Genomic DNA, 20059 nt, shown 5'->3' with positions numbered 1-20059 from the left:
CGGTTTAACCCAACCAGATCTTGCGGCGAAGCGCGTTGATGAAATTCTGTACTTCCTCGGCGTCATGCGCCAGCGGCGGCATCACGCCCCAGACCGGGCGCGGCCAGGCCGCATCGCTGGTGCGCCGCGCGATGACGTGGACATGCAACTGCGGCACCAGATTGCCCAGCGCCGCGACATTGAGTTTGTCGCATTTAGTGACGTCTTTCAGGGCGCGCGAGACCCGCGAAATTTCGGTCATCAACTGGGCCTGCGCGATCTCGTCGAGGTCGATGATTTCCACCGCACCCTCCCGGCGCGGCACCAGCAGCAGCCAGGGGTAATGCGCATCCTTGATGACCAGCACCTTGCACAACGGCAGGTCGCCGATGTCGATCGTGTCCTTTTTGAGCTGGGAATGCAGCGACCAGGCGGAGGCGTCAGAGGGCATTGGGTTCTATAATCCTCGAAATAGGATTGCAGAGGGCGGCCCTGCAAACAACACCCGTCATGCCCGGGCTTGTCCCGGGCATCCACGTCTTTTTGCACTGAATTGGAAGAAGCAAGACGTGGATGGCCGGGTCAAGCCCGGCCATGACGAAACGGGGGGTGTTCCGGCGCATGGCACCCACCAACCCCGCTTGCTTTCCGGCCCTTTTGGCCCCAAATAGGGACCGGGAGATTGGCGGTGGACGAGCCACTCGCCAACCGGGTCAGGTCCGGAAGGAAGCAGCCCTAACGAGGTCCGGATCGGGTCGCTCGTCAGTCTCCTACCTGTTTTTCGAGCGAATCGCGCAAGGAAGGCGGAAAGGTCCGCGCTTTGCGCCCGATTTCGTTCCTTTCCGCAAGCCGGCCCCGAGAGACAATCAATTGCGGATCGACCGATGAGTGGTGCTGGCGCTCCCCCCGACAAGTCAGACGGCGCTGGTCAGGCCGGATTTGCTCTCGGCCAAGACGAGGCGGCCAAGCCCTACCGGGTGCTGGCACGCAAATACCGCCCGTCCAGTTTCGAAGACCTGATCGGCCAGGAGGCCATGGTCCGCACCGTTTCGAACGCGTTCGAGACGGGACGGATTCCGCAGGCCTGGATCCTGACCGGTGTCCGCGGCGTCGGCAAAACCACCACGGCGCGGATTCTCGCCCGCGCGCTGAACTACGAAAAGCCTGATGGTTCGGTGACGGGGCCAACCATCCACATGCCTGACCTCGGCGTGCACTGCCAGGCGATCATGGAAAGCCGGCACATGGACGTGCTGGAAATGGACGCCGCCTCCCATACCGGCGTCGACGACGTCCGCCAGATCAATGACAGCGTGCGCTACGCGCCGGCCAGCGCCCGCTACAAGGTCTACATCATCGACGAAGTCCACATGCTGTCGACGGCGGCCTTCAACGCCTTCCTGAAGACGCTGGAAGAGCCGCCCGAGCACGCCAAATTCGTGTTCGCCACCACGGAAATCCGCAAAGTCCCGGTCACGGTGCTGTCGCGCTGCCAGCGTTTTGATCTCCGCCGGGTCGAGGCCGACGTGCTGATGGGGCATCTTTCCAACATCGCGAAAAAGGAAGGCGTCGAGGTCGAGCCCGAGGCGCTCGGCATCATCGCGCGCGCCGCGGAAGGCTCGGTGCGCGATTCGCTCTCTTTGTTCGATCAGGCGATCGCCCATGCGGCGGGCTTGGTGCGCGCCGACGCCGTGCGGCAGATGCTGGGGCTTGCCGACCGCACCCGGGTGATCGATTTGTTCGAGCATCTGGCGCGCGGCGATATCGCCAGCGCTTTTGGCGAATTCCGGGCGCAATATGACGTCGGCGCCGATCCGGTCGTCGTGCTGTCCGACCTCGCCGAATTCGTCAATTTCGTCACCCGCGTGAAGATCGTGCCCGCTACCGCCGACAATGTCGCGTTCGGCGAGACCGAGCGCGTCCGCGCCCGCGAATTCGCCGCAAAACTGTCGATGCGGGTGCTGTCGCGGATGTGGCAGATGCTGCTCAAGGGCATCACCGAGGTGCAGACCGCGACCCGGCCGGCGGCGGCTGCGGAAATGGTGCTGGTCCGCATCGCCTATGTCGCCGATTTGCCGACGCCCGACGAGGCGATCCGGATGCTCGACCAGAACGGCGGCGGATCGCAAATGGCCTCCGGCGGCGCGGCGCCGGCGCGGGCTGCGCCCACCGCACCGGTATCTTCAATGTCCGCCGCGTCGCCGATGCGGACACCGGCTTCGCCCCGTTCCGGCGCGGAAGCGTCCGCGCGGCCGCAAATGGCGGTGCCGTCGGCCCAAACCGAGTCCGCGCCCGTCCTGCGGATCAACACTTTTCCGCAACTCGTCGCCCTCGCCGGCGAGAAACGCGATATCCTGACCAAGACGGCGCTGGAAGCCGATATGCGCCTCGTCCGCTTCGAGGACGGGCGGCTGGAAGTGGCGCTGGAACGCCATGCGGCGCGGGGGCTGGTCAACGATCTCTCCCGCAAGCTGGAATTGTGGACCGGGCGGCGCTGGACCGTGGTCATTTCCAACGAGGCCGGCCAGCCGACGTTGCGCTCGCAGAACGAACAGGCGCGGAACGAGCACGCCCGCGCCGCGGAGGCCGATCCGCGCGTGCAGGAGGTGCTGGCGCGGTTTCCCGGCGCCAAAGTGGTCGAGGTGCGTCGGCTTGCCGCCGAGCCGCCGGAATCCAATATTAACGCTGATGACCTGAACGAGAGTTCCGACGGCGACGACGACTGATCGAACTCTCAAGAGGACGAACGAATGGCTGATTTTCTCGGCATGATGAAGCAGGCAGCGCAGCTTCAATCCAAGATGCAGGAAATGCAGGAAGAGCTCGGCAATCTCGAGGTCGAGGGCATCTCCGGCGGCGGACTGGTCGCCGTGCGCATGACTGCGAAGATGGAAGTGAAGGGCGTCAAGATCGATCCGTCGCTGATGAAGGCCGAGGAGCGCGAAGTGCTCGAGGATCTGCTGGTGACCGCGCATAACGACGCACGGCGCAAGGCGGAAACCGCGGCGATGGAAAAAATGCAGGCGCTGACCGGCGGGCTCGGCCTGCCGCCCGGACTGCTTGGTCTCGGCTGAAATGGCAGCCAGCGTTGCCGGCCCTGAAATCGAACGCCTGATCCAACTCCTGGCGCGCCTGCCAGGGCTCGGCCCGCGCTCGGCGCGGCGCGCCGCGCTGCACCTGATCAAGAAGCGCGAGGCGCTGATGACGCCGCTCGCCGGCGCGCTGCAGGTGGCAATAGACAAAATTCAGGTCTGCAAGACCTGCGGCAACATCGACACGCAAAATCCCTGCACGGTGTGCACCGACCCGCGGCGCGATCCCTCGACCATCGTCGTGGTCGCCGACGTCGCCGATCTCTGGGCGCTGGAACGGGCGAATGCGACCAACGGCCGCTATCACGTGCTCGGCGCCACATTGTCGCCGCTCGACGGCGTCGGCCCGCAGGATCTGACCATCGATGCGCTGGTGGCCCGCGCGCACGAATCACAAGTCAGCGAAATCGTTCTGGCCCTGAATGCAACGGTTGATGGCCAGACCACCGCCCATTACATCACCGATCTTCTGCAGGACGCCAACGTCAAGGTGACCCGGCTCGCGCACGGCGTGCCTGTCGGCGGCGAGCTTGATTATCTCGACGAAGGTACACTATCGGCTGCCATGCGGCAGCGAACGCTGTTCTAGCCAACACAACGGAACTGATCGACATGACGAAACCACGATTCGGCAAGCGCTCCTGTTTTGCTTTCATGATGGCGGTGGCCTTGGCCGCGCCTCCCGCGTGGGCGCAGCAGGCCGAGCCGGCGCCGAAGCCGGGCAAGCCGATCAATGCCGGCGATGTCCTGTCCGGTGAACTCAATGCCATGAAGGGCGGCAAGAAGAGCAAGCGCGCCGCGACCTACCAGATCACCAGCGAACCGCGCCGGCTGCCGGCGCCGAACGGGCTGTGCAATCTCGAAACGGGACCTGAGACGTTCCAACTCGTCACCAGCAGCGACGCCCAGGCCGCGCAACTGAAGAATTTCGTCGGCAAGGAAATCTCCGTCAAGGTCGACGAAGTCGCCTGCGCGCAGGATGCCGGCCAGATGAGCGAGGCGGTGGTGACGAAGTGGAGCGTGGTGACCAAGCACTGAGAGATGCCGCGATTTACACACTACCGTCATCGTCCGGCTTGACCGAACGATCCAGTACGCCGCGCTCTCTCAGTCCTATCGCAACTGCTCTGGAATACTGGATCACCCGCTTTCGCGGGTGATGACGACTTGATTTCTCGGGCGCAGCTTTCGCTGCTAAACCTTCACCGTTCCCAGCTTCTCGAAATGCCCGCGGCGCTGCAGCCAGGCGAGCAGGATCAGGCTTGGGATTGCGACCAGGACGCAGATCGCAAAAAACATCGGCCAGCCCGTTGCCTTCGCCACATAGCCTGCGCCGGAGGACAAATATGTCCGTCCCACGGCGGCCAGCGCCGTCAGCAGCGCATATTGGGTCGCGGTGTGCAGCGGATTGCGGCATAGCGCCGACAGATAGGCGACGAAGATCACGGTGCCGATGGCGCTGGTGAAATTTTCCGCCGTGATCGCGAACGCCAGCGCCCATTGGTTGACGCCGACAAGGGCGAGCCATGAGAACGACAGGTTGGCGACCGCCTGCAGCACGCCGCCGATCCACAGGCTCGCGGCCAGCGAATAGCGCCGCGCCACGAACCCGCCGGCGAAGCCGCCGATTAAGGTGGCGGCGAGCCCGACGCCCTTGACGATCGCGGCGTAGTCGTTGCGGGTGAAGCCGAGGTCGATCACGAACGGCGCGGTCATGGTGCCGGAAAACGCGTCGGTGAACTTGAACAGCACCACGAAGGCGAGCGCAGCGAGAGCATCCTTGCGGACGAGAAATTCCGAAAACGCCCCGACCGCGGCATGAAGCACCCGCGTAAACGCGCTCTCCGCATGTGTCGCGGCTTCGGCGCGCGCGGATTGTTCGGGCTCGGTTGCGACGAGGGCTGTGATCGTGCCGATCAGCACCAGCGCGGCCATCACCACATAGCCCCACATCCACGCCGCGCCGCGCGTGATGCCGGTGCTCTCGAAGCCGCTGACGATGAACAGCGCGCCCGCGGTAGAGATCAGCATGCCGATCCGGTAGGCCGCGACATAGGATGCCATGCCGGCGGCCTGTTCGCTCTCGGGCAGGCTCTCGACGCGAAACGCATCGACCACGATGTCCTGGGTGGATGACATGGTCGCTACCAGCAGCGCGCCGAGCGCCACGAACAGCGGCGAGCGCGCCGGGTCCGTCAGCGCCAGCAACAGGATCGCGCCGATCAGCAGGAGTTGCGAAAACACCAGCCAGCCGCGCCGCCGGCCGAACGCCCGGGTGAAGAACGGCACATGCAGCGCATCGACCAGCGGCGCCCACAGGAATTTTAGCGTGTAGGGCGTGCCGACCAGCGCAAACAGCCCGATGGTGCCGAGATCTACCCCGGATTCGCGCATCCACACCAGAAGCGTCGATCCCGATAGCGCCAGCGGCAGCCCGGAGGAGAACCCGAGCAGCAGCACGATCAGCACGCGCGGCTGGAGATAGACGGCCCAGCCCTCGCGCCAGGAGGTGCGTGTAGTTTCGGTCTTGTCGGTCATTTTGGCAGCGGCTTCAGGTGCGGTCATGGGAGGGTGTTAGCAGATTCGGCCACAAAAAGACTGTCATCGCCCGGCTTGACCGGGCGACCCAGTATTCCAGAGACCTATCCGCCGCCCCCGGCAATCTCAGGGTAAAGATCAATCCAGTCCGGATTTTGTTTCTCGATCAGCGATATCTTCCAGGCGCGGGGCCATTCTTGAGCCGCTTTTCTCGCTGGATCGCATATTCGATCTGGTCGAAGATCTCAAAGTACACGAGCCGGCTCACGTCGTGACGCTTGGTGAAGCCCTCGGCAATTTTCAACTTATGCTCGGCGACGCGACGGATAATATCATTGGTCACGCCGATATAGAGCGTGCCACCGAAGCGGCTGGCGAGAATGTAGACGTAGTAGCTGCGTGCTCCCATCTGCCGCCTCTGGGATACTGGGTCGCCCGGTCAAGCCGGGCGATGACAGTTTGATATGTCGCTATAGCTGAGCAATGAACGCTTACTCCCCCGCCTGCAGCTTGCGCGGCACGGGGAACAACTCGGGTGTTCCGCCCTTGACCACGCGCGGGGCTTCCACCGGCGCGTCCGCCTTGCTGAAATCGAGTTCCTCGATCCGCCCGGCGCGCTTTTCGATCTTGTCGGCGGAGATCAGGATCTGCCGGACGTCCTCGTTGACGTCACCAAAATGCTTCTGCAGCTTCAGCACGCGCTCGCGCAGGCGGCCGAGGTCGTCGCCGAGATTGAGCACTTCGGTGCGGATCTGGTCGGCGGCATCGCGCATCCGCGCGTCTTTCAGGATCTGCTGCATCACCTGGATCGCCAGCATCAGAAGCGAGGGCGATACCAGCACGACGCGGGCGCGATAAGCCTTCTGGATCACGTCGTCGAAACCGTCATGGATTTCGGCATAGACCGATTCCGAGGGCACGAACATCAGCGCGGTGTCCTGGGTCTCGCCGGTGATCAGATACTTTTCGGCGATGTCGTTGACGTGCTTCATCACGTCGTTGCGCAGGCGTTGGGTCGCGAATTTTCGCTCTTCATCGCTGCGCGCATCGTGCAGCGCGGTCATCGCCTCCAGCGGAAATTTCGCGTCGATGCACAGCGGCCGCTGGTCGGGCAGGAACACCACGCAATCCGGTCGCTTGCCGGTCGAGAGCGTGTGCTGGAACTCGTACGAGCCCTGCGGCATGCCGTCCTGCACGATCGCTTCCATCCGCGCCTGGCCGAAGGCGCCGCGCGACTGCTTGTTGGCGAGCACGTCGCGCAAGGTCGTCACCTGCGAGGTCAGGTCGGTGAGGTTCTTGTGCGCGTTGTCGATGATGCCGAGCCGCTCATGCAGCACGCGCAGGCTGTCCATGGTGTGGCGCGTGGTCGCTTCCATCGACTGGCCGACCCGGTGCGTCACCGAATCCAGCCGCTCGTTGACCGCGCGCGCCATCTCGGCCTGGCGGCCGGCCAGCGACTGGGCCATGGCGTCGACCCGGCCGGTGGACTCGCTCTGCGCCCGCAGCATCTCGCTCAAGCGCTCTTCCAGCTCGTCGGCGCGAATCGCCTGCGCCATCGCCAGTTCCGCGCCCCGGCGCCCCGAGCGCGCGATGACGATGGCGATCACCAGCAGCAGCACCAAGGCTAGCGCGCCGAAGCCTGCCAGCGCCTCGCCAACGTGAATCGGCAGGTCGCCGACAATGAAAAGAATTTCGTTCATGCGGGACTTGTAGCCCGATTCGCTGGCTTTCGCGAACGAAGAGGGAACATTTATGGTAAATGGCGGGTTAATTTTTGTGGTTAACGCGGCGTTAAAAATCATGGTTAAGGCCGCCTTAACGGCCGCCCCGGCGCATTGACCGCGACAAATCAGCAGCTTAAATCGCGCGCTATGGCCTTAAGAGAAATCATCATCCTGCCGGACAAGCAGTTGCGGCTGATCTCCAAACCCGTCGAGAAGGTGACGGCGGAGATCCGCAAGCTTGCCGACGACATGTTCGAGACCATGTACGACGCGCCCGGCATTGGCCTGGCGGCGATTCAGGTCGCGCAGCCCTTGCGGCTGATCACCATGGACCTCGCCAAGAAGGACGAGAACGGCGAGACCAGGCCGAGACCGCGGGTGTTCATCAATCCGGAAATCGTCTCCTCGTCGGAGGAATTGTCGGTCTACGAGGAAGGCTGCCTCTCGATCCCCGAATATTACGAGGAGGTCGAGCGCCCGGCGAAGGTGCGCATTCGTTTTACCGATCTCGACGGCAAGGTGCACGAGGAAGACGCCGACGGCCTGTTCGCCACCTGCATCCAGCACGAGATCGACCACCTCAACGGCGTGCTGTTCGTGGACTATCTGTCGAAGCTGAAGCGCGACCGTGTGTTGAAGAAGTTTACCAAAGCCGCCAAGCGCGCGGCGGAGTAGCCCCACTCTATCGACCGTCATGCCCGGCCTTGTGCCGGGCATCCACGTCTTCCTTTCCCACTGTGCCAAAGACGTGGATGGCCGGGACAAGCCCGGCCATGACGGAGTAAATTGAACGTCCGCAGGACACTAACTCGCCATGCCACTCCGCTTGATCTTCATGGGCACGCCCGACTTCGCAGTGCCGACGCTGCTCGAACTCGTGTCCCATGGCCATGAGGTCGTGGCCGTCTACACGCGCGCGCCGAAACCGGCCGGGCGCGGCATGAAGCTGCAGCCGACGCCGGTCGAGCAGGAAGCGCGGCGCCTCGGTATTCCCGTGCTGACGCCGACCACACTGAAGACGCCGGAAGCGCTCGAGGAATTTTGCGCGCATAATGCAGACGCGGCCGTGGTCGTCGCCTACGGCATGATCCTGCCGCAGGCGATTCTCGATGCACCAAAGCTCGGCTGCTTCAACCTGCACGCCTCGCTGCTGCCGCGCTGGCGCGGCGCCGCGCCCATTAATCGCGCGATCATGGCAGGCGATGCCGAGAGCGGCGTGATGGTGATGAAGATGGATGTAGGCCTCGACACCGGCGACGTCGCGATGGCCGAGCGGCTCGCGATTACGGATGCCATGACCGCCGCTGACTTGCACGATGCGCTGGCTCCGCTCGGCGCCGACCTGATGGTGCGTGCGATGGGCGCGCTCGCGCGCGGCGGATTGCAACTCACCAAGCAAAGCGAGCAAGGCGTGACCTACGCCGCCAAGATCGAGAAGGCCGAGGCGCGGATCGACTGGCAGCGGCCGGCGCGCGAGGTGCTGCGGCATATTCACGGGCTGTCGCCGTTTCCCGGCGCCTGGTGCGAGATCGCAAGTGATGGCGAGCCGGCGCGGATCAAGATATTGCGTTGTGAACCGGCCAGGGGCGCGGGTGCGCCCGGCGAGGTGCTTGACGATCACCTGACCATCGCCTGCGGCGACGGCGCCATCCGGATTCTGGAACTGCAGCGCGAAGGCAAAGCGCGAATGAAGGCTGCGGACTTCTTGCGCGGTACGCCGCTGAAACCTCCGGCGCGGCTAGGCTGATGCCCCGCTACAAACTCATCATCGAATATGACGGCACGCCGTTTTCCGGCTGGCAGATCCAGGACAACGCGCCGACGGTGCAGGGCGCGCTGGAAATTGCGGTGAAGGCGATCTGCGGCGAGCAGGTTCGCGTCCATGGCTCGGGCCGCACCGATGCCGGCGTGCACGCGCTGGAGCAGGTCGCGCATTGCGATATACAAAAACCGTTTCCGCCGGGCCGCCTGCGCGATGGGCTGAATGCGCATCTGCGTCCGCATCCGATCGGCGTGCTCAGTGCGGAAATCGTCGCCGATGATTTCGAGGCGCGTTTCTCGGCGAAGCGGCGGCACTACCGCTACCGCATCACCAACTCCAGAGCCAATCTCGCGCTCGATATCAAGCGAAGCTGGCGCGTGCCGCGCCATCTCGATACGGATGCGATGGACGCCGCGGCCAAAAGGCTGCTCGGCAAGCACGATTTCACGACCTTTCGCGACACCGAATGCCAGGCGAAATCGCCGGAGAAGACGCTCGACCAGCTCGACGTCGTGAGGGAAGGGGATGCGGTCTCGATCCTGACCTCGGCGCGCTCGTTCCTGCACAGCCAGGTGCGCTCGATGGTGGGCTCGCTGGTCTGGGTCGGCGAAGGCCGCTGGAGCGCCGACGATCTCGCCGCCGCTTTAGCCGCCCGCAACCGCGCCGCCTGCGGCCCCGTCGCGCCGCCGGAGGGACTGTATCTGGTGCGGGTGGAGTATTAGGCGCCTCTCACCGTCATGGCCGGGCTTGTCCCGGCCATCCACGTTCTTTTCTTCTTGCGTCGAGTAAGGACGTGGATGCCCGGCACAAGGCCGGGCATGATGGCGGCTTCTCGGTTCGAGAAGCCAAAGACGTGGATGGCCGGGTCAGCCCGGCCATGACGGCGATAGTGAAAAGCTGCTACCCGAAATACCTGTCCAACACCCCGCGATAAATCCGCGTCAGCTTTTCCAGATCCGACACCGGCGTGCGTTCGTCGATCTGGTGCATGGTCTGGCCGACCAGGCCGAATTCGATTACCGGGCAATAGCTCGAGATGAACCGCGCATCCGAGGTCCCGCCGCTCGTCGAAAGCTCAGGCTTGCGTCCCGTCACCTCCTCGATCGCGGCGACCGCGAGATCGGTGAAGGCGCCGGGTTTTGTCACGAACACGTTGGAGTTGGAATATTCCCAGACGATGCGGGCGCGGATGCGGTTGCCGCAGGCTTTCGCCAGCCGCGCCTCGACCAGCGCGCGCAGCGTTTCCTGCGTGTGGTTGTCGTTGAAGCGGATGTTGAACTTTGCCCGCGCCTGCCCGGGGATCACGTTGCCAGCGGTGTTGCCGACGTCGACGGAGGTGAATTCGAGGTTGGAGGCCTGGAACTGCGCGCTGCCGTGGTCGAGCGGCTCGTCGGAGAGCGCCACGATCAGTCGCGAAATATCCGGCACCGGATTGGCCGCGCGATGCGGATAGGCGACGTGGCCCTGCACGCCGTCGACATGGAGCGTGCCGGATTGCGAGCCGCGGCGGCCGATCTTGATGCAATCGCCGAGCACCTCGACATTCGACGGCTCGCCGAGCACGCAATGGTCGAACTTTTCGCCGCGTTCGGCGCACCACTTCAGAAGCTTGATGGTGCCGTTGACCGAAATGTCCTCTTCGTCGCCGGTGATCAGGAACGAAATCGAGCCCTTTGGCTTGCCGCCGTTGTCGCTCAGATATTGCAGCACCGCTGCGACGCTGCAGGCGATGCCGCCCTTCATGTCGACCGCGCCGCGGCCATAGAGGAGACCGTCCTTGACCTCGCCCGAGAACGCGCCGAGCGTCCACGCCGTCTCGTCGCCGGGCGGCACCACGTCGGTATGGCCGGCAAAGGTGATGTGCGGCGCCTCGGTGCCGATGCGGGCGTAGAGGTTGTCGATGTCTGATGTGCCGGGTTCACCGAAGGTGACGCGGTGCACCTCGAAGCCGGCGTCTTTCAGGAGACGTTCGAGGACGCCGAGCGCGCCGGCATCGGCAGGGGTGACAGAGGGGCAGCGGACGAGGTCGCGGGTAATGGAAACGGCGTCATTCATACCCCGGCTTAACACGCCAAACCGGCGGCGGGCCAGCCTTGTGCGGCGTCATTTCGAGGGAGATCGGCGAGGAGCGCGGCAACGCCGCGCGTCCGGACGATGCTTCGCGTCGTCGGGAGAACCGAGAGGGCCCGCCGGCGAACGCCTCAGTCCCGCAGCAGTTCGTTGATGCTGGTCTTGGCGCGGGTGCGCTCGTCGACGCGCTTGACGATCACGGCGCAGGCCGTCGACGGGCCGGGCTGGCCGTTCTTCAGCGGCTTGCCGGGCAGCGCGCCGGGAACCACGACCGCATATTCCGGAACTTCGCCGATGAAAATTTCGCCGGTCTCGCGGTCGACGATCTTGGTGGAGGCGCCGAGGAATACGCCCATCGCCAGCACGGCGCCCTTGCGCACGATCACGCCTTCCGCCACCTCGCTGCGCGCGCCGATGAAGCAGTCATCCTCGACGATCACGGGCTCGGCCTGCAGCGGCTCCAGCACCCCGCCGATGCCGACGCCGCCGGAAATATGCACGCGCTTGCCGATCTGCGCGCAGCTTCCGACGGTGGACCAGGTGTCGATCATGGTCGCTTCATCGACATAGGCGCCGAGATTGACGAACGACGGCATCAGCACGACGTTGCGGGCGATGAAGGCGGAGCGGCGCACGATCGAGCCGGGGACGGCGCGGAATCCTGCATCGCGAAAACGGTTCTCGCCCCAGCCCTCGAACTTCGAAGGCACCTTGTCCCACCACGACGCCTTGCCCGGCCCGCCGGGTATAGCGCTCATGTCGTTGAGGCGGAACGACAGCAGCACCGCCTTCTTCAGCCACTGATTGACCTTCCACTTGCCGCTAGCCTCGCGCTCGGCGACGCGCGCCTCGCCCTTGTCGAGCAGTTCGAGCGCGCTATCGACGGCCTCGCGAACCTCGCCCTTGGTCGAAGTCGAAATGCCGTCGCGGGCATCGAAGGCGGCGTTGACGGTGGATTCGAGCGCGGACAGGGACATCGGGATTTCCTTAGGCTTTCGGGCGAAGTTGACCGGCTTTTTCGGGATTTGGGAGGGGAGAGTCAAGGCTTCCCCGTCGTCCCTGCGAACGCACTAGTAGATGCACAGATCTTGACTGCGACGGAATGACTCGGCCTTTTGATTTAGCCTTCCCCGGCGCCGGGGCGGCGTGATTCTGTGTGTGGCACTTCGATTCTGTTGAGGTGCCAGATGTTGAACGAACAATTCAGGCTTGGTCGGTTCGGGGACGGTCGTCTCGATAAAGGGGGGCGGCCCTGCTCGAAGGAATGGTCACGCGCGCCAGTTCGTGCTTGCGGCGAGCGGCGGCGGGTGATCGGGCCAAGATCGTCCAATTCGGCCGATTTCTCGCCAATGAGAATGTGACCCTGGAAGCGCTGCTCGCAGGCTGGGGTGAACAAACGGCCGTTGCAGTGGCTGGCCGGCACGTGCTGGCGATCCAGGATACAAGCGAGATCAATTTTAGAACCAAGCCCGAGCGCCGGCGCGGGCTGGGTGAGATCGGCAAAGGGACCGGCCACGGTTTGCTGTTGCATGCAATGGCCACCGTAGATGCCGACAGCGACGCATGTCTGGGTCTGGTTGCCGGGAAGATTTGGACGCGCCAAGGCCGGGTGACGGTTCCGCATGACAAGCGGCCGCTGGAGCAGAAGGAATCGGAGCGTTGGATCAGCACGGCCAATCGAGCCAAGCAGGTATTGTCTGCGGCCGCGATGGTCACGGTGATCGATGATCGCGAGGGCGACATCTATGCCAAATGGGCGAGCGTATCGGACTCAAACTTTCATCTGCTGACGCGGAGCATGCATGATCGCGTGCTGGCGGACGGGGCAAGCATGTATGCCACCGCCGCCAGCTGGCCCATCGTCGACACCGCGACCATTGATGTTGTGGCGCGTGCCGATCGACCCGCCCGGCAAGCCAAACTCATGCTGCGTTTCGGTCGGGTCACCCTCAAACGGCCGCAGAAGGCATCGTCCGATTTACCCAAGACGGTCGAGCTTACTCTGGTCGAGGTCGCTGAAGTCGATCCGCCAGCAGGCGTCGAGCCGCTGCATTGGTACCTGCTGACGACCCATGACGTGAGCGATGTCGCGTCCGCCTGGCAGATCGTTAATTGGTACAAAAAGCGCTGGATTATCGAGCAACTGTTTCGCCTGATCAAAACTCAGGGTCTCCAGCTCGAAGACAGCCGGATCGAAACGGCCGATCGGCTGCTCAAGCTCACCGCGATTGCCGCCAAAGCTGCCGTTATGATCCTGCAACTCGTTCAGGCTCGCGACGGACGCAGCGCCGAGCCCGCCAGCAACGCGTTCAATGAAGAGCAGATCAAACTCCTCGCCGCGCTTGCCACCAAATACGAGGGCAGGACCGCACTCCAAAGCAATCCACATCCGCCGCAAAGCCTGGCTTGGGCCTCATGGATCATCGCTCGCCTCGGCGGATGGGACGGATACCCACGCACCAAACCGGGACCCATCACCATGCGGCATGGCCTCCAACACTTCTTAGGCGTGGCGGCGGCGTGGGCAACCCTCAAAGATGTGCGAATCAACTAGTGCGAACGCAGGGACCCATAACCACAGGCGTGAATTGATTAAATGGGATGTCGGCCACGGTGCCCTTTTCCACCGCCGCGGCGTATGGGTCCCTGCGTTCGCAGGGACGACGAGAAGAGAGCTATTCGCCGCTCAACCTCTCCAGAAACCCCGTCAGATCATCCGTCACGTGATCAACATAAGCCGCATCCCGGCCTTCCAGCTCCCAATCCTCGCGCACCACTTCCTTGGCGCCGTCGGGCACGACAAGCACCGTGGTCATTCCGAGCTGGTGTGGCACCACGAGGTTGCGGGCGAGATCCTCGAACATCGCCGACTTCGCCGGATCCACGCCGTGGACGCGCAGGAATTTATCGTAGGTCTGCGGCGCCGGTTTCGGCTCCAGCTCGGCGGCGATGATGTCGAACACCGCCTCGAAATGTTCTGTTATGCCGAGCCGTTCCAGCACCGCGCCGGCATGGTCGGTCGAGCCGTTGGTCAGGATCAGCTTGCGCCCGGGAAGTCTTGCGATCGCAGCGCCCATCGCCGGGTTCGGCTCGAGCGGCGAATGATCGATCCTGTGCACATAGGCCAGATAATCGTCGGCGTGCACGCCGTGCTCGGTCATCATGCCGCGCATGCTGGTGCCGTAGCGGCGGTAATAGTCCTTCTGGATCACGCGGGCTTCTTCCGCGGAGATTTTCAAGAATGCGCTGATGAACTCGCCGATCCTGGCATCGACCTGCTGCCACAGATTGACGTGATGCGGGTACAGCGTGTTGTCGAGGTCGAACACCCAGGTGTCGATATGGCTGAAGGAGCGGGGGGATGTCATGACTCTCTCACTAGGTCGTCCCCGCGAACGCGGGGACCCATACGCCGTATAGGTTGTTGGTAAGCACGGTGTGTGTTGCCTTCCATCGTGGTTGACACCTGTGGCCACAGTTCAGCCCTGTGGTTATGGGTCCCTGCGTTCGCAGGGACGACGATGGAGCGAGGGCGACGTTCCATCACGGCATCGCAAATCGCAGCGTCTTGCCGCCGCTCGACATGTCGACCGGCGCAAAGCCGATCGCGGCAAGCCCACGGGTGCCGCAATCGCCCTGTTCCGATATCTCGAACTTGCTCTCGCGCGTGCATAGCGCTTTCGGCCCGCCCCAGTTCAACGCCCTGTCCCGGTATTTGACGGCGCGGTTTTCGCCGTCGACGGCCTCGGCAAAACTATAGACCTGTTTGGGCTGGCCGGTCACATCAGGATGCAGGCACTTGCCGGGATCGATGCGGTACCAGCCGCGGCTGGTCACCGCCTTGCCGTCGTCGGTGGCGACCGCGGCCATGATCTTGTGCGGCGTGTCGTTGCACCAGGTCAATCCGCTGGACGATGGCTTCTGCACGGCCTCGATCATGGTGGTGAAGAAATTTTGCGACTGCACGATGTCGGCGGCAAGTCCGCGGCTCTTCAGGAACGCGCTCAATGCGCCTTGCGTCTTCGGCCCGTCGACGCCGTCGATCGGGGCGGCGTCATAGCCGGCGATGACCAGCAGACGCTGGATGCCGGCCAGCCGCGCCTGCTCGTCGTCATATTCGGAGTCCTCGGCGAGATAGGCGACAAGGTTGCCGTCGTCGGTCCGCGTCGGCGTGATCTGGGTGAAGGGCGCGGGCGTCTGTCCGCCGCGGCACTGGCGGGCGGCGGCGATGACGAAATTGTCCGGCGCAACGCACAGCGTGTCGCTGCCGTTCTGCGGAATCGGCGAGGCGCCGTAGACGCCGAGCGCGCGCGCGTTCAGCAGGATGCGGTCGGCGGTCAGCGCGCCCTGCAGCACGACGCGGCAGGCGGCGGGATCGATCCGGAACCAGCCCCGCGTCGCGGTCGCGGATTTTTCGTCGATGCCGATCGCGGCCTCGACCACATAGCTCATGCGGTTGCAGAGTTTCAAGTCGGCGAAGGCGGGCAGGGAGGAAACGAACAGCGAGATCGCCGCGGCCGGCAGTGACATCAGGAAGCGTGTCAATGCTGACCGATGTGGACGCCTCGTTCTCAGCTCGTCATGCCCGGGCTTGACCCGGGCATCCACGTCTTTCTTGCGGACGGCAAACAAGTCGTGGATGGCCGGGTCAAGCCCGGCCATGACGACTTTCTTTTGCCGCTCGTGCATCACTTGTGGATCAGCGTGCCGGTGCCCTGGTTAGTGAACAATTCAAGCAGCACCGCGTGCCGCATCTTGCCGTCGATGATGACGACGCCCTGCACGCCCTGCTCCAGCGCGTAGATGCAGGTTTCGACCTTCGGGATCATGCCGCCGGAAATGGTGCCGTCGGCGATCAACTTTCGCGCATCCTTCACCGACAGTTCCGGAATCAGCTTCTTCGACTTGTCGAGCACGCCGGGCACGTCGGTCAACAGCAGCAGCCGCTTGGCCTTCAGTGCACCGGCGACCGCACCCGCAAAGGTGTCGGCGTTGACGTTGAGCGTGTGGCCGTCATGCGAGGTCGCAAGCGGCGCCAGCACCGGGATCAGCTCATAGCCGATCAACTGGTTCAACAGCGTCAGATCAACCTTGTCGGGGTCGCCAACGAAGCCGAGGTCGATCGCCTTCTCTATATTCGAATCCGGATCGACCATGGTTCGCGTCGTCTTCGACGCCTTCACCATGTTGCCGTCCTTACCGCTCAAACCTACCGCCTTGCCGCCGGCTTCGTTGATGTAGCCGACCAGCTGCTTGTTGACCGAGCCGGCCAGCACCATCTCGACGATCTCGATGGTGGCGGCGTCGGTGATGCGCAGGCCTGCGGCGAATTCGGACTGGATGCCGAGCCGCTTGAGCATGGTCGCGATCTGCGGCCCGCCGCCATGCACCACGACAGGATTGATCGCGGTCTGCTCCAAAAGCACGATGTCGCGCGCAAAGGCTTTTGCGGTTTCCTCCGCGCCCATGGCATGGCCGCCATATTTGATGACGATGGTTTCCTCGTCATATTGCTGCATATGCGGCAGCGCTTCCGACAGGATGCGGGCTTGATCGAGCGGGCTGATATTCTGCGCTGATGTCATGAAGCGGGTCTCGCCATTCCGAATGTCGGGCCGGGTTCTATCCGATTGGCGGGCAGGGCGCAAAGTTGCTTTCTTCCTTCTCCCCTTGTGGGAGAAGGTGCCCTCGCGAAAGCGAGGGCGGATGAGGGGTTCTTTCCGCGGAGACAGACCCCTCACCCGTCTCGCCGCCGCTTTGCGGCGGCGATCCACCCTCTCCCACAAGGGGAGAGGGGAAGAAAAGCGGTCATCCCCGCTTCGGCCAGGCCGCCGCGACGGCCAGCGCCAGCCAGCTCGCAATCAGAAGCGTGCCGCCCGTCGGCGCCGCCATCGGGAAGAGGCCGTGCCCGGCATAGTGCCGCAGCGTCAGATCGCCGGCGAACAGGCTTGCCGCAATCACGAATCCGAAGGCGGCCGCGATGCCGATACGGCCATGCACGATCCCGCGCTCGGCCAGTGCGACGGCACCTAATACCGCGCTGGCATGAAACAGCAGCATCGACGAGGCCGACACCAGCCGCGACGCATCCGCGCCATGGGCGGAGGCCGCCGCCAGCATGACGCCGTCGGCGCCCATGATGGCGGCCAGCACGATCAGGATGCGGCCTGTGCGGCTCATCAGGCGCGCTCGTGCAACAGGCGCACCATCGCCGCGCGCAGTTCCGGCATGCCGGCGCCGGAGCGCGAGGATGTCACCAGGACTTCTGGAAACGCAGCGGGATGTTTGGCGAGCGCGGCCGTGGTTTGCTCGATGTTCTTTTCCAGCTCAGCCGTCTTCACCTGGTCCGCCTTGGTCAGCACCACCTGATAGCTCACGGCGGATTTATCCAGCGTCTTCAGCACGTCCTGATCGACGTCCTTGATGCCGTGGCGCGCGTCGATCAGCACATAGACCCGCGCCAGCGTGGCGCGGCCCTGCAGGAATTGATGGATCAGCTTGGTCCAGGACGCGACCTGGGTCTTCGGCGCCGAGGCGTAGCCGTAGCCGGGCATGTCGACCAGCCGCAGCCCCGCGCTCTCGGGGCCGTCGAAGAAGATCAGTTCCTGGGTGCGGCCCGGCGTGTGCGAGGTGCGCGCGAGCGCGTTGCGGCCGGTGAGCGCATTGATCAGGCTCGATTTGCCGACATTGGAGCGGCCGGCGAACGCCACTTCCACGCCCGCCATCGGCGGCAGCGTCTCGATCGAGGGCGAGGCCCAGACGAACTTCCAGTCGCCGGCGAAGAGTTTTCGCCCCTCTTCGATCAGCTTCGCATCGATGTCGGTGGTCATGCGAAGATCCCGTTCTGCGTCATGGCCGGGCTTGTCCCGGCCATCCACGTTTTGTTTCCGTCACCAGCACCGTAAAGACGTGGATGCCCGGCACAAGGCCGGGCATGACGGATTGGAGAGGTATCGGGACAGCTGCCGACAACGTTAGCCGTCGTCACGTCTTCTCGGCGGCCTTCTTCGAGACAAACGTCGCCTTGAGATTGTCGAACAGCTCCACCTTCACGCCGTTCTTGCGCATGATGAAGCTCTGCTGCAGCACCGACAGCAGGTTGTTCCAGGCCCAGTAGATCACCAGGCCCGCCGGGAAGCCCGCCAGCATGAAGGTGAAGATCAGCGGCATCCAGTCGAAGATCATCTTCTGGGTCGGATCCGGCGGCGTCGGGTTCAGCTTCATCTGGAACCACATCGTGATGCCCATGATGATCGGCCAGACGCCGAGTGCGAGGTAATGTCCGAACAGCGGCAGTTGCGTCGGGTCGAAAGACAGCAGGCCGAACAGGTTGAACAAATTGGTCGGGTCCGGCGCCGAGAGGTCCTTGATCCAGCCGTAGAACGGCGCGTGGCGCATTTCGATGGTGACGAACAGCACCTTGTAGAGCGAGAAGAACACCGGGATCTGCAGCGCGACGGGAAGACAACCGGCGATCGGGTTGATCTTCTCCTTGCGGTAGATCTCCATCATCTCCTGCTGCTGCTTCTGGCGGTCATCCGGATAGCGCTCCTTCAGCGCCGCCAGTTGCGGCTGCACCGACTTCATCTTCGCCATCGAGGCGTAGGACTTGTTGGCGAGCGGGAAGAACAGCAGCTTCACCAGCACCGTCACCAGCAGGATCGAGATGCCGAAATTGCCGACCAGGTGGAAGAAGTAGTCGAGCGCCAGGAACATCGGCTTGGTGATGAAGTAGAACCAGCCCCAGTCGATCAAGAGATCGAAATGGTTCAGATCGAGCTGCTTGTTGTAGCCGCCATGGCCGGCCAAGGGGAAGTTGATGCCGACGACGCCGGCTTCCTTGGCTCCCGCAAACAGCCGCGCATTGGCGCTGCCGGTGCCGCCGATCGCGATGGTCTGCGCATCCTGCAGGTAGTCGGTCTGATAACGAACCTTGGCGCCCGGTTCGGCGAGGAAGCGGGCCTTGAGGCGTGCCGACGTGTCGGGCAACAGCGCCGCGGCCCAATATTTGTCGGTGATGCCGAGCCAGCCGTTCGTCACGTTGAACTCAAAACCCCGCCCGCCGCTGCCCAGAACGGGCGCCTCGGCGACGGCCTTGTAGCCGTGCTCCTGCAGGCCCTTTTCGCCGAGATAACCGATCAGGCCTTCATGCAGGATATAGTAGCCCGAGACCTCCGGCGTGCCGTGGCGCGAGATGAGGGCGAACGGATAGAGCGTGACCGGCGCACTGCCGACATTGGTGACGTCGTCCTTGACGGTGAAGAGATAGCGGTCGTCGATCGCAATGGTGCGGCGGAAAGTGAGACCTTCGCCATTGTCCCATTTCAGCGTCACCGGGTTGCTCGGCGACAGCGCGCCCGAGCCCTCCTGCTGCCACACCGTCTCGCGGTCGGGAAGCCGCGCCGTCGAGCCCGAGGCCGCGACCCAGCCGAACTCGGCATAATAGGGATGCGCCGTGTTCGAGGGCGAGAACAGCACGATCGCGGGCGACTTCGGATCGACGGTGTCGCGGAATTTCTCCAGCGACAGGTCGTCGATGCGCGCGCCCTTCAGCGCGATGCTGCCCGAAACCCGCGGCGTCTCGATCTTGATGCGGGGCGAGGCTGATATCGCGGCGTCGCGGCTGACGATGGGCTGGGCCGCGCCCGGCTGGCCGGCCGGCGTGGTGGCGGATGGCGCCGAGCCCGGTTGTGGCGTGGTCGATCCCGGCGTGGTCGATCCCGGGGCCGTCTGCGGCGACGGCTTGTTGAACTCGGCCTGGGTCTGGCTCTGCGCGCGCTGCCGCTCCATCTGCGGCATGTTGTAGAAATACTGCCACGCGATCAGCACGAGGCCGGACAGAATGACGGCGAGGATGGTGTTGCGATTGTCGGTCATCGTTTTTGAGGTCTCGC

Annotated in this window: 19 protein-coding genes, 1 other RNA gene and 1 pseudogene; 9 read left to right on the top strand and 12 right to left on the bottom strand. The window is 63.9% G+C overall.

Annotated elements, in window-relative coordinates; translation table 11 throughout:
• Window positions 1-4: 4 nt before the first annotated feature.
• Window positions 5-430: an HIT family protein gene (locus V1293_RS20630; protein ID WP_334511747.1), complete on the bottom strand. Its 426-nt coding sequence runs from the start codon at window positions 428-430 to the stop codon at window positions 5-7.
• Between the two features lie 226 nt (window positions 431-656).
• Between V1293_RS20630 and ffs the strand changes: the two genes are divergently transcribed.
• The 5 genes from ffs (at window position 657) to V1293_RS20605 (ending at window position 4109) form a co-directional block, all read left to right on the top strand.
• Window positions 657-753: signal recognition particle sRNA small type (gene ffs / locus V1293_RS20625), an RNA gene on the top strand.
• Window positions 754-863: 110 nt separating this feature from the next.
• Window positions 864-2705, top strand: a complete 1842-nt coding sequence (locus V1293_RS20620; protein WP_334511745.1) for a DNA polymerase III subunit gamma/tau — start codon at window positions 864-866, stop codon at window positions 2703-2705.
• A 24-nt stretch (window positions 2706-2729) separates the two neighbouring features.
• A complete protein-coding gene (locus tag V1293_RS20615) occupies window positions 2730-3053 on the top strand; it encodes a YbaB/EbfC family nucleoid-associated protein (RefSeq protein WP_334511743.1) in 324 nt (107 codons plus the stop codon).
• A 1-nt stretch (window position 3054) separates the two neighbouring features.
• On the top strand, window positions 3055-3660 hold the full coding sequence (gene recR, locus V1293_RS20610; RefSeq protein WP_214489070.1) for a recombination mediator RecR: 606 nt from the start codon (window positions 3055-3057) through the stop codon (window positions 3658-3660).
• A 23-nt stretch (window positions 3661-3683) separates the two neighbouring features.
• On the top strand, window positions 3684-4109 hold the full coding sequence (locus V1293_RS20605) for a hypothetical protein (protein WP_334511741.1): 426 nt from the start codon (window positions 3684-3686) through the stop codon (window positions 4107-4109).
• A 156-nt stretch (window positions 4110-4265) separates the two neighbouring features.
• On the opposite strand, the gene V1293_RS20600 is transcribed toward V1293_RS20605, so the two are convergent.
• The 3 genes and pseudogenes from V1293_RS20600 to V1293_RS20590 all read right to left on the bottom strand — a co-directional run bounded on the left by V1293_RS20600 (window position 4266) and on the right by V1293_RS20590 (window position 7309).
• Window positions 4266-5636 carry an AmpG family muropeptide MFS transporter gene (locus V1293_RS20600; protein WP_334511739.1) on the bottom strand — a complete coding sequence of 457 codons (1371 nt, stop codon included), beginning with the start codon at window positions 5634-5636 and terminating at the stop codon, window positions 4266-4268.
• Between the two features lie 77 nt (window positions 5637-5713).
• A pseudogene (locus V1293_RS20595) lies at window positions 5714-6018 on the bottom strand (GIY-YIG nuclease family protein).
• Window positions 6019-6100: 82 nt separating this feature from the next.
• Window positions 6101-7309, bottom strand: coding sequence for a DNA recombination protein RmuC (locus tag V1293_RS20590; RefSeq protein WP_334511738.1), 1209 nt, complete (start codon window positions 7307-7309; stop codon window positions 6101-6103).
• Window positions 7310-7480: 171 nt separating this feature from the next.
• On the opposite strand from V1293_RS20590, the gene def reads away from it, so the two are divergent.
• From def to truA, 3 genes are all read left to right on the top strand, one after another.
• Window positions 7481-8008 (top strand): peptide deformylase, encoded by a 528-nt coding sequence (gene def / locus V1293_RS20585; RefSeq protein WP_334511736.1) that lies wholly within the window; start codon window positions 7481-7483, stop codon window positions 8006-8008.
• A gap of 139 nt (window positions 8009-8147) precedes the next feature.
• Window positions 8148-9080 (top strand): methionyl-tRNA formyltransferase, encoded by a 933-nt coding sequence (gene fmt / locus V1293_RS20580; RefSeq protein WP_334511734.1) that lies wholly within the window; start codon window positions 8148-8150, stop codon window positions 9078-9080.
• Entirely contained in the window at window positions 9080-9817 is a 738-nt protein-coding gene (truA, locus tag V1293_RS20575) for a tRNA pseudouridine(38-40) synthase TruA (protein WP_334511732.1), read from the top strand. The genes fmt and truA overlap by 1 nt, the downstream gene beginning before the upstream one ends.
• A 178-nt stretch (window positions 9818-9995) precedes the next feature.
• On the opposite strand, the gene dapE is transcribed toward truA, so the two are convergent.
• Entirely contained in the window at window positions 9996-11150 is a 1155-nt protein-coding gene (dapE, locus tag V1293_RS20570; RefSeq protein ID WP_334511730.1) for a succinyl-diaminopimelate desuccinylase, read from the bottom strand.
• A gap of 146 nt (window positions 11151-11296) precedes the next feature.
• The gene (gene dapD, locus V1293_RS20565; RefSeq protein WP_334511728.1) at window positions 11297-12142 is read right to left on the bottom strand and encodes a 2,3,4,5-tetrahydropyridine-2,6-dicarboxylate N-succinyltransferase; all 846 of its coding nucleotides are present in this window, start codon (window positions 12140-12142) and stop codon (window positions 11297-11299) included.
• 287 nt (window positions 12143-12429) lie between these two features.
• Here dapD and V1293_RS20560 point away from each other — a divergent pair, with 287 nt between their 5' ends.
• On the top strand, window positions 12430-13719 hold the full coding sequence (locus V1293_RS20560; protein ID WP_334511726.1) for an IS4 family transposase: 1290 nt from the start codon (window positions 12430-12432) through the stop codon (window positions 13717-13719).
• Window positions 13720-13840: 121 nt separating this feature from the next.
• Here the strand turns inward: V1293_RS20560 and V1293_RS20555 are convergent, their stop codons facing one another.
• The 6 genes from V1293_RS20555 to yidC all read right to left on the bottom strand — a co-directional run bounded on the left by V1293_RS20555 (window position 13841) and on the right by yidC (window position 20042).
• A complete protein-coding gene (locus tag V1293_RS20555) occupies window positions 13841-14533 on the bottom strand; it encodes a pyrimidine 5'-nucleotidase (RefSeq protein ID WP_334511724.1) in 693 nt (230 codons plus the stop codon).
• A gap of 175 nt (window positions 14534-14708) precedes the next feature.
• Window positions 14709-15695, bottom strand: a complete 987-nt coding sequence (locus V1293_RS20550) for a DUF1036 domain-containing protein (protein ID WP_334516817.1) — start codon at window positions 15693-15695, stop codon at window positions 14709-14711.
• 158 nt (window positions 15696-15853) lie between these two features.
• On the bottom strand, window positions 15854-16750 hold the full coding sequence (gene argB / locus V1293_RS20545) for an acetylglutamate kinase (protein WP_334511723.1): 897 nt from the start codon (window positions 16748-16750) through the stop codon (window positions 15854-15856).
• 223 nt (window positions 16751-16973) lie between these two features.
• Window positions 16974-17345, bottom strand: a complete 372-nt coding sequence (locus V1293_RS20540) for a DUF423 domain-containing protein (protein ID WP_334511722.1) — start codon at window positions 17343-17345, stop codon at window positions 16974-16976.
• Entirely contained in the window at window positions 17345-17995 is a 651-nt protein-coding gene (gene yihA / locus V1293_RS20535; RefSeq protein WP_334511720.1) for a ribosome biogenesis GTP-binding protein YihA/YsxC, read from the bottom strand. The genes V1293_RS20540 and yihA overlap by 1 nt, the downstream gene beginning before the upstream one ends.
• 154 nt (window positions 17996-18149) lie before the next feature.
• Window positions 18150-20042: a membrane protein insertase YidC gene (gene yidC / locus V1293_RS20530; protein WP_334511718.1), complete on the bottom strand. Its 1893-nt coding sequence runs from the start codon at window positions 20040-20042 to the stop codon at window positions 18150-18152.
• Window positions 20043-20059: the final 17 nt, after the last annotated feature.

It is taken from the genome of Bradyrhizobium sp. AZCC 1693, from assembly GCF_036924745.1.
Classification (GTDB): Bacteria; Pseudomonadota; Alphaproteobacteria; order Rhizobiales; family Xanthobacteraceae; genus Bradyrhizobium.
This window is presented reverse-complemented; position numbering and strand designations above follow the sequence as displayed.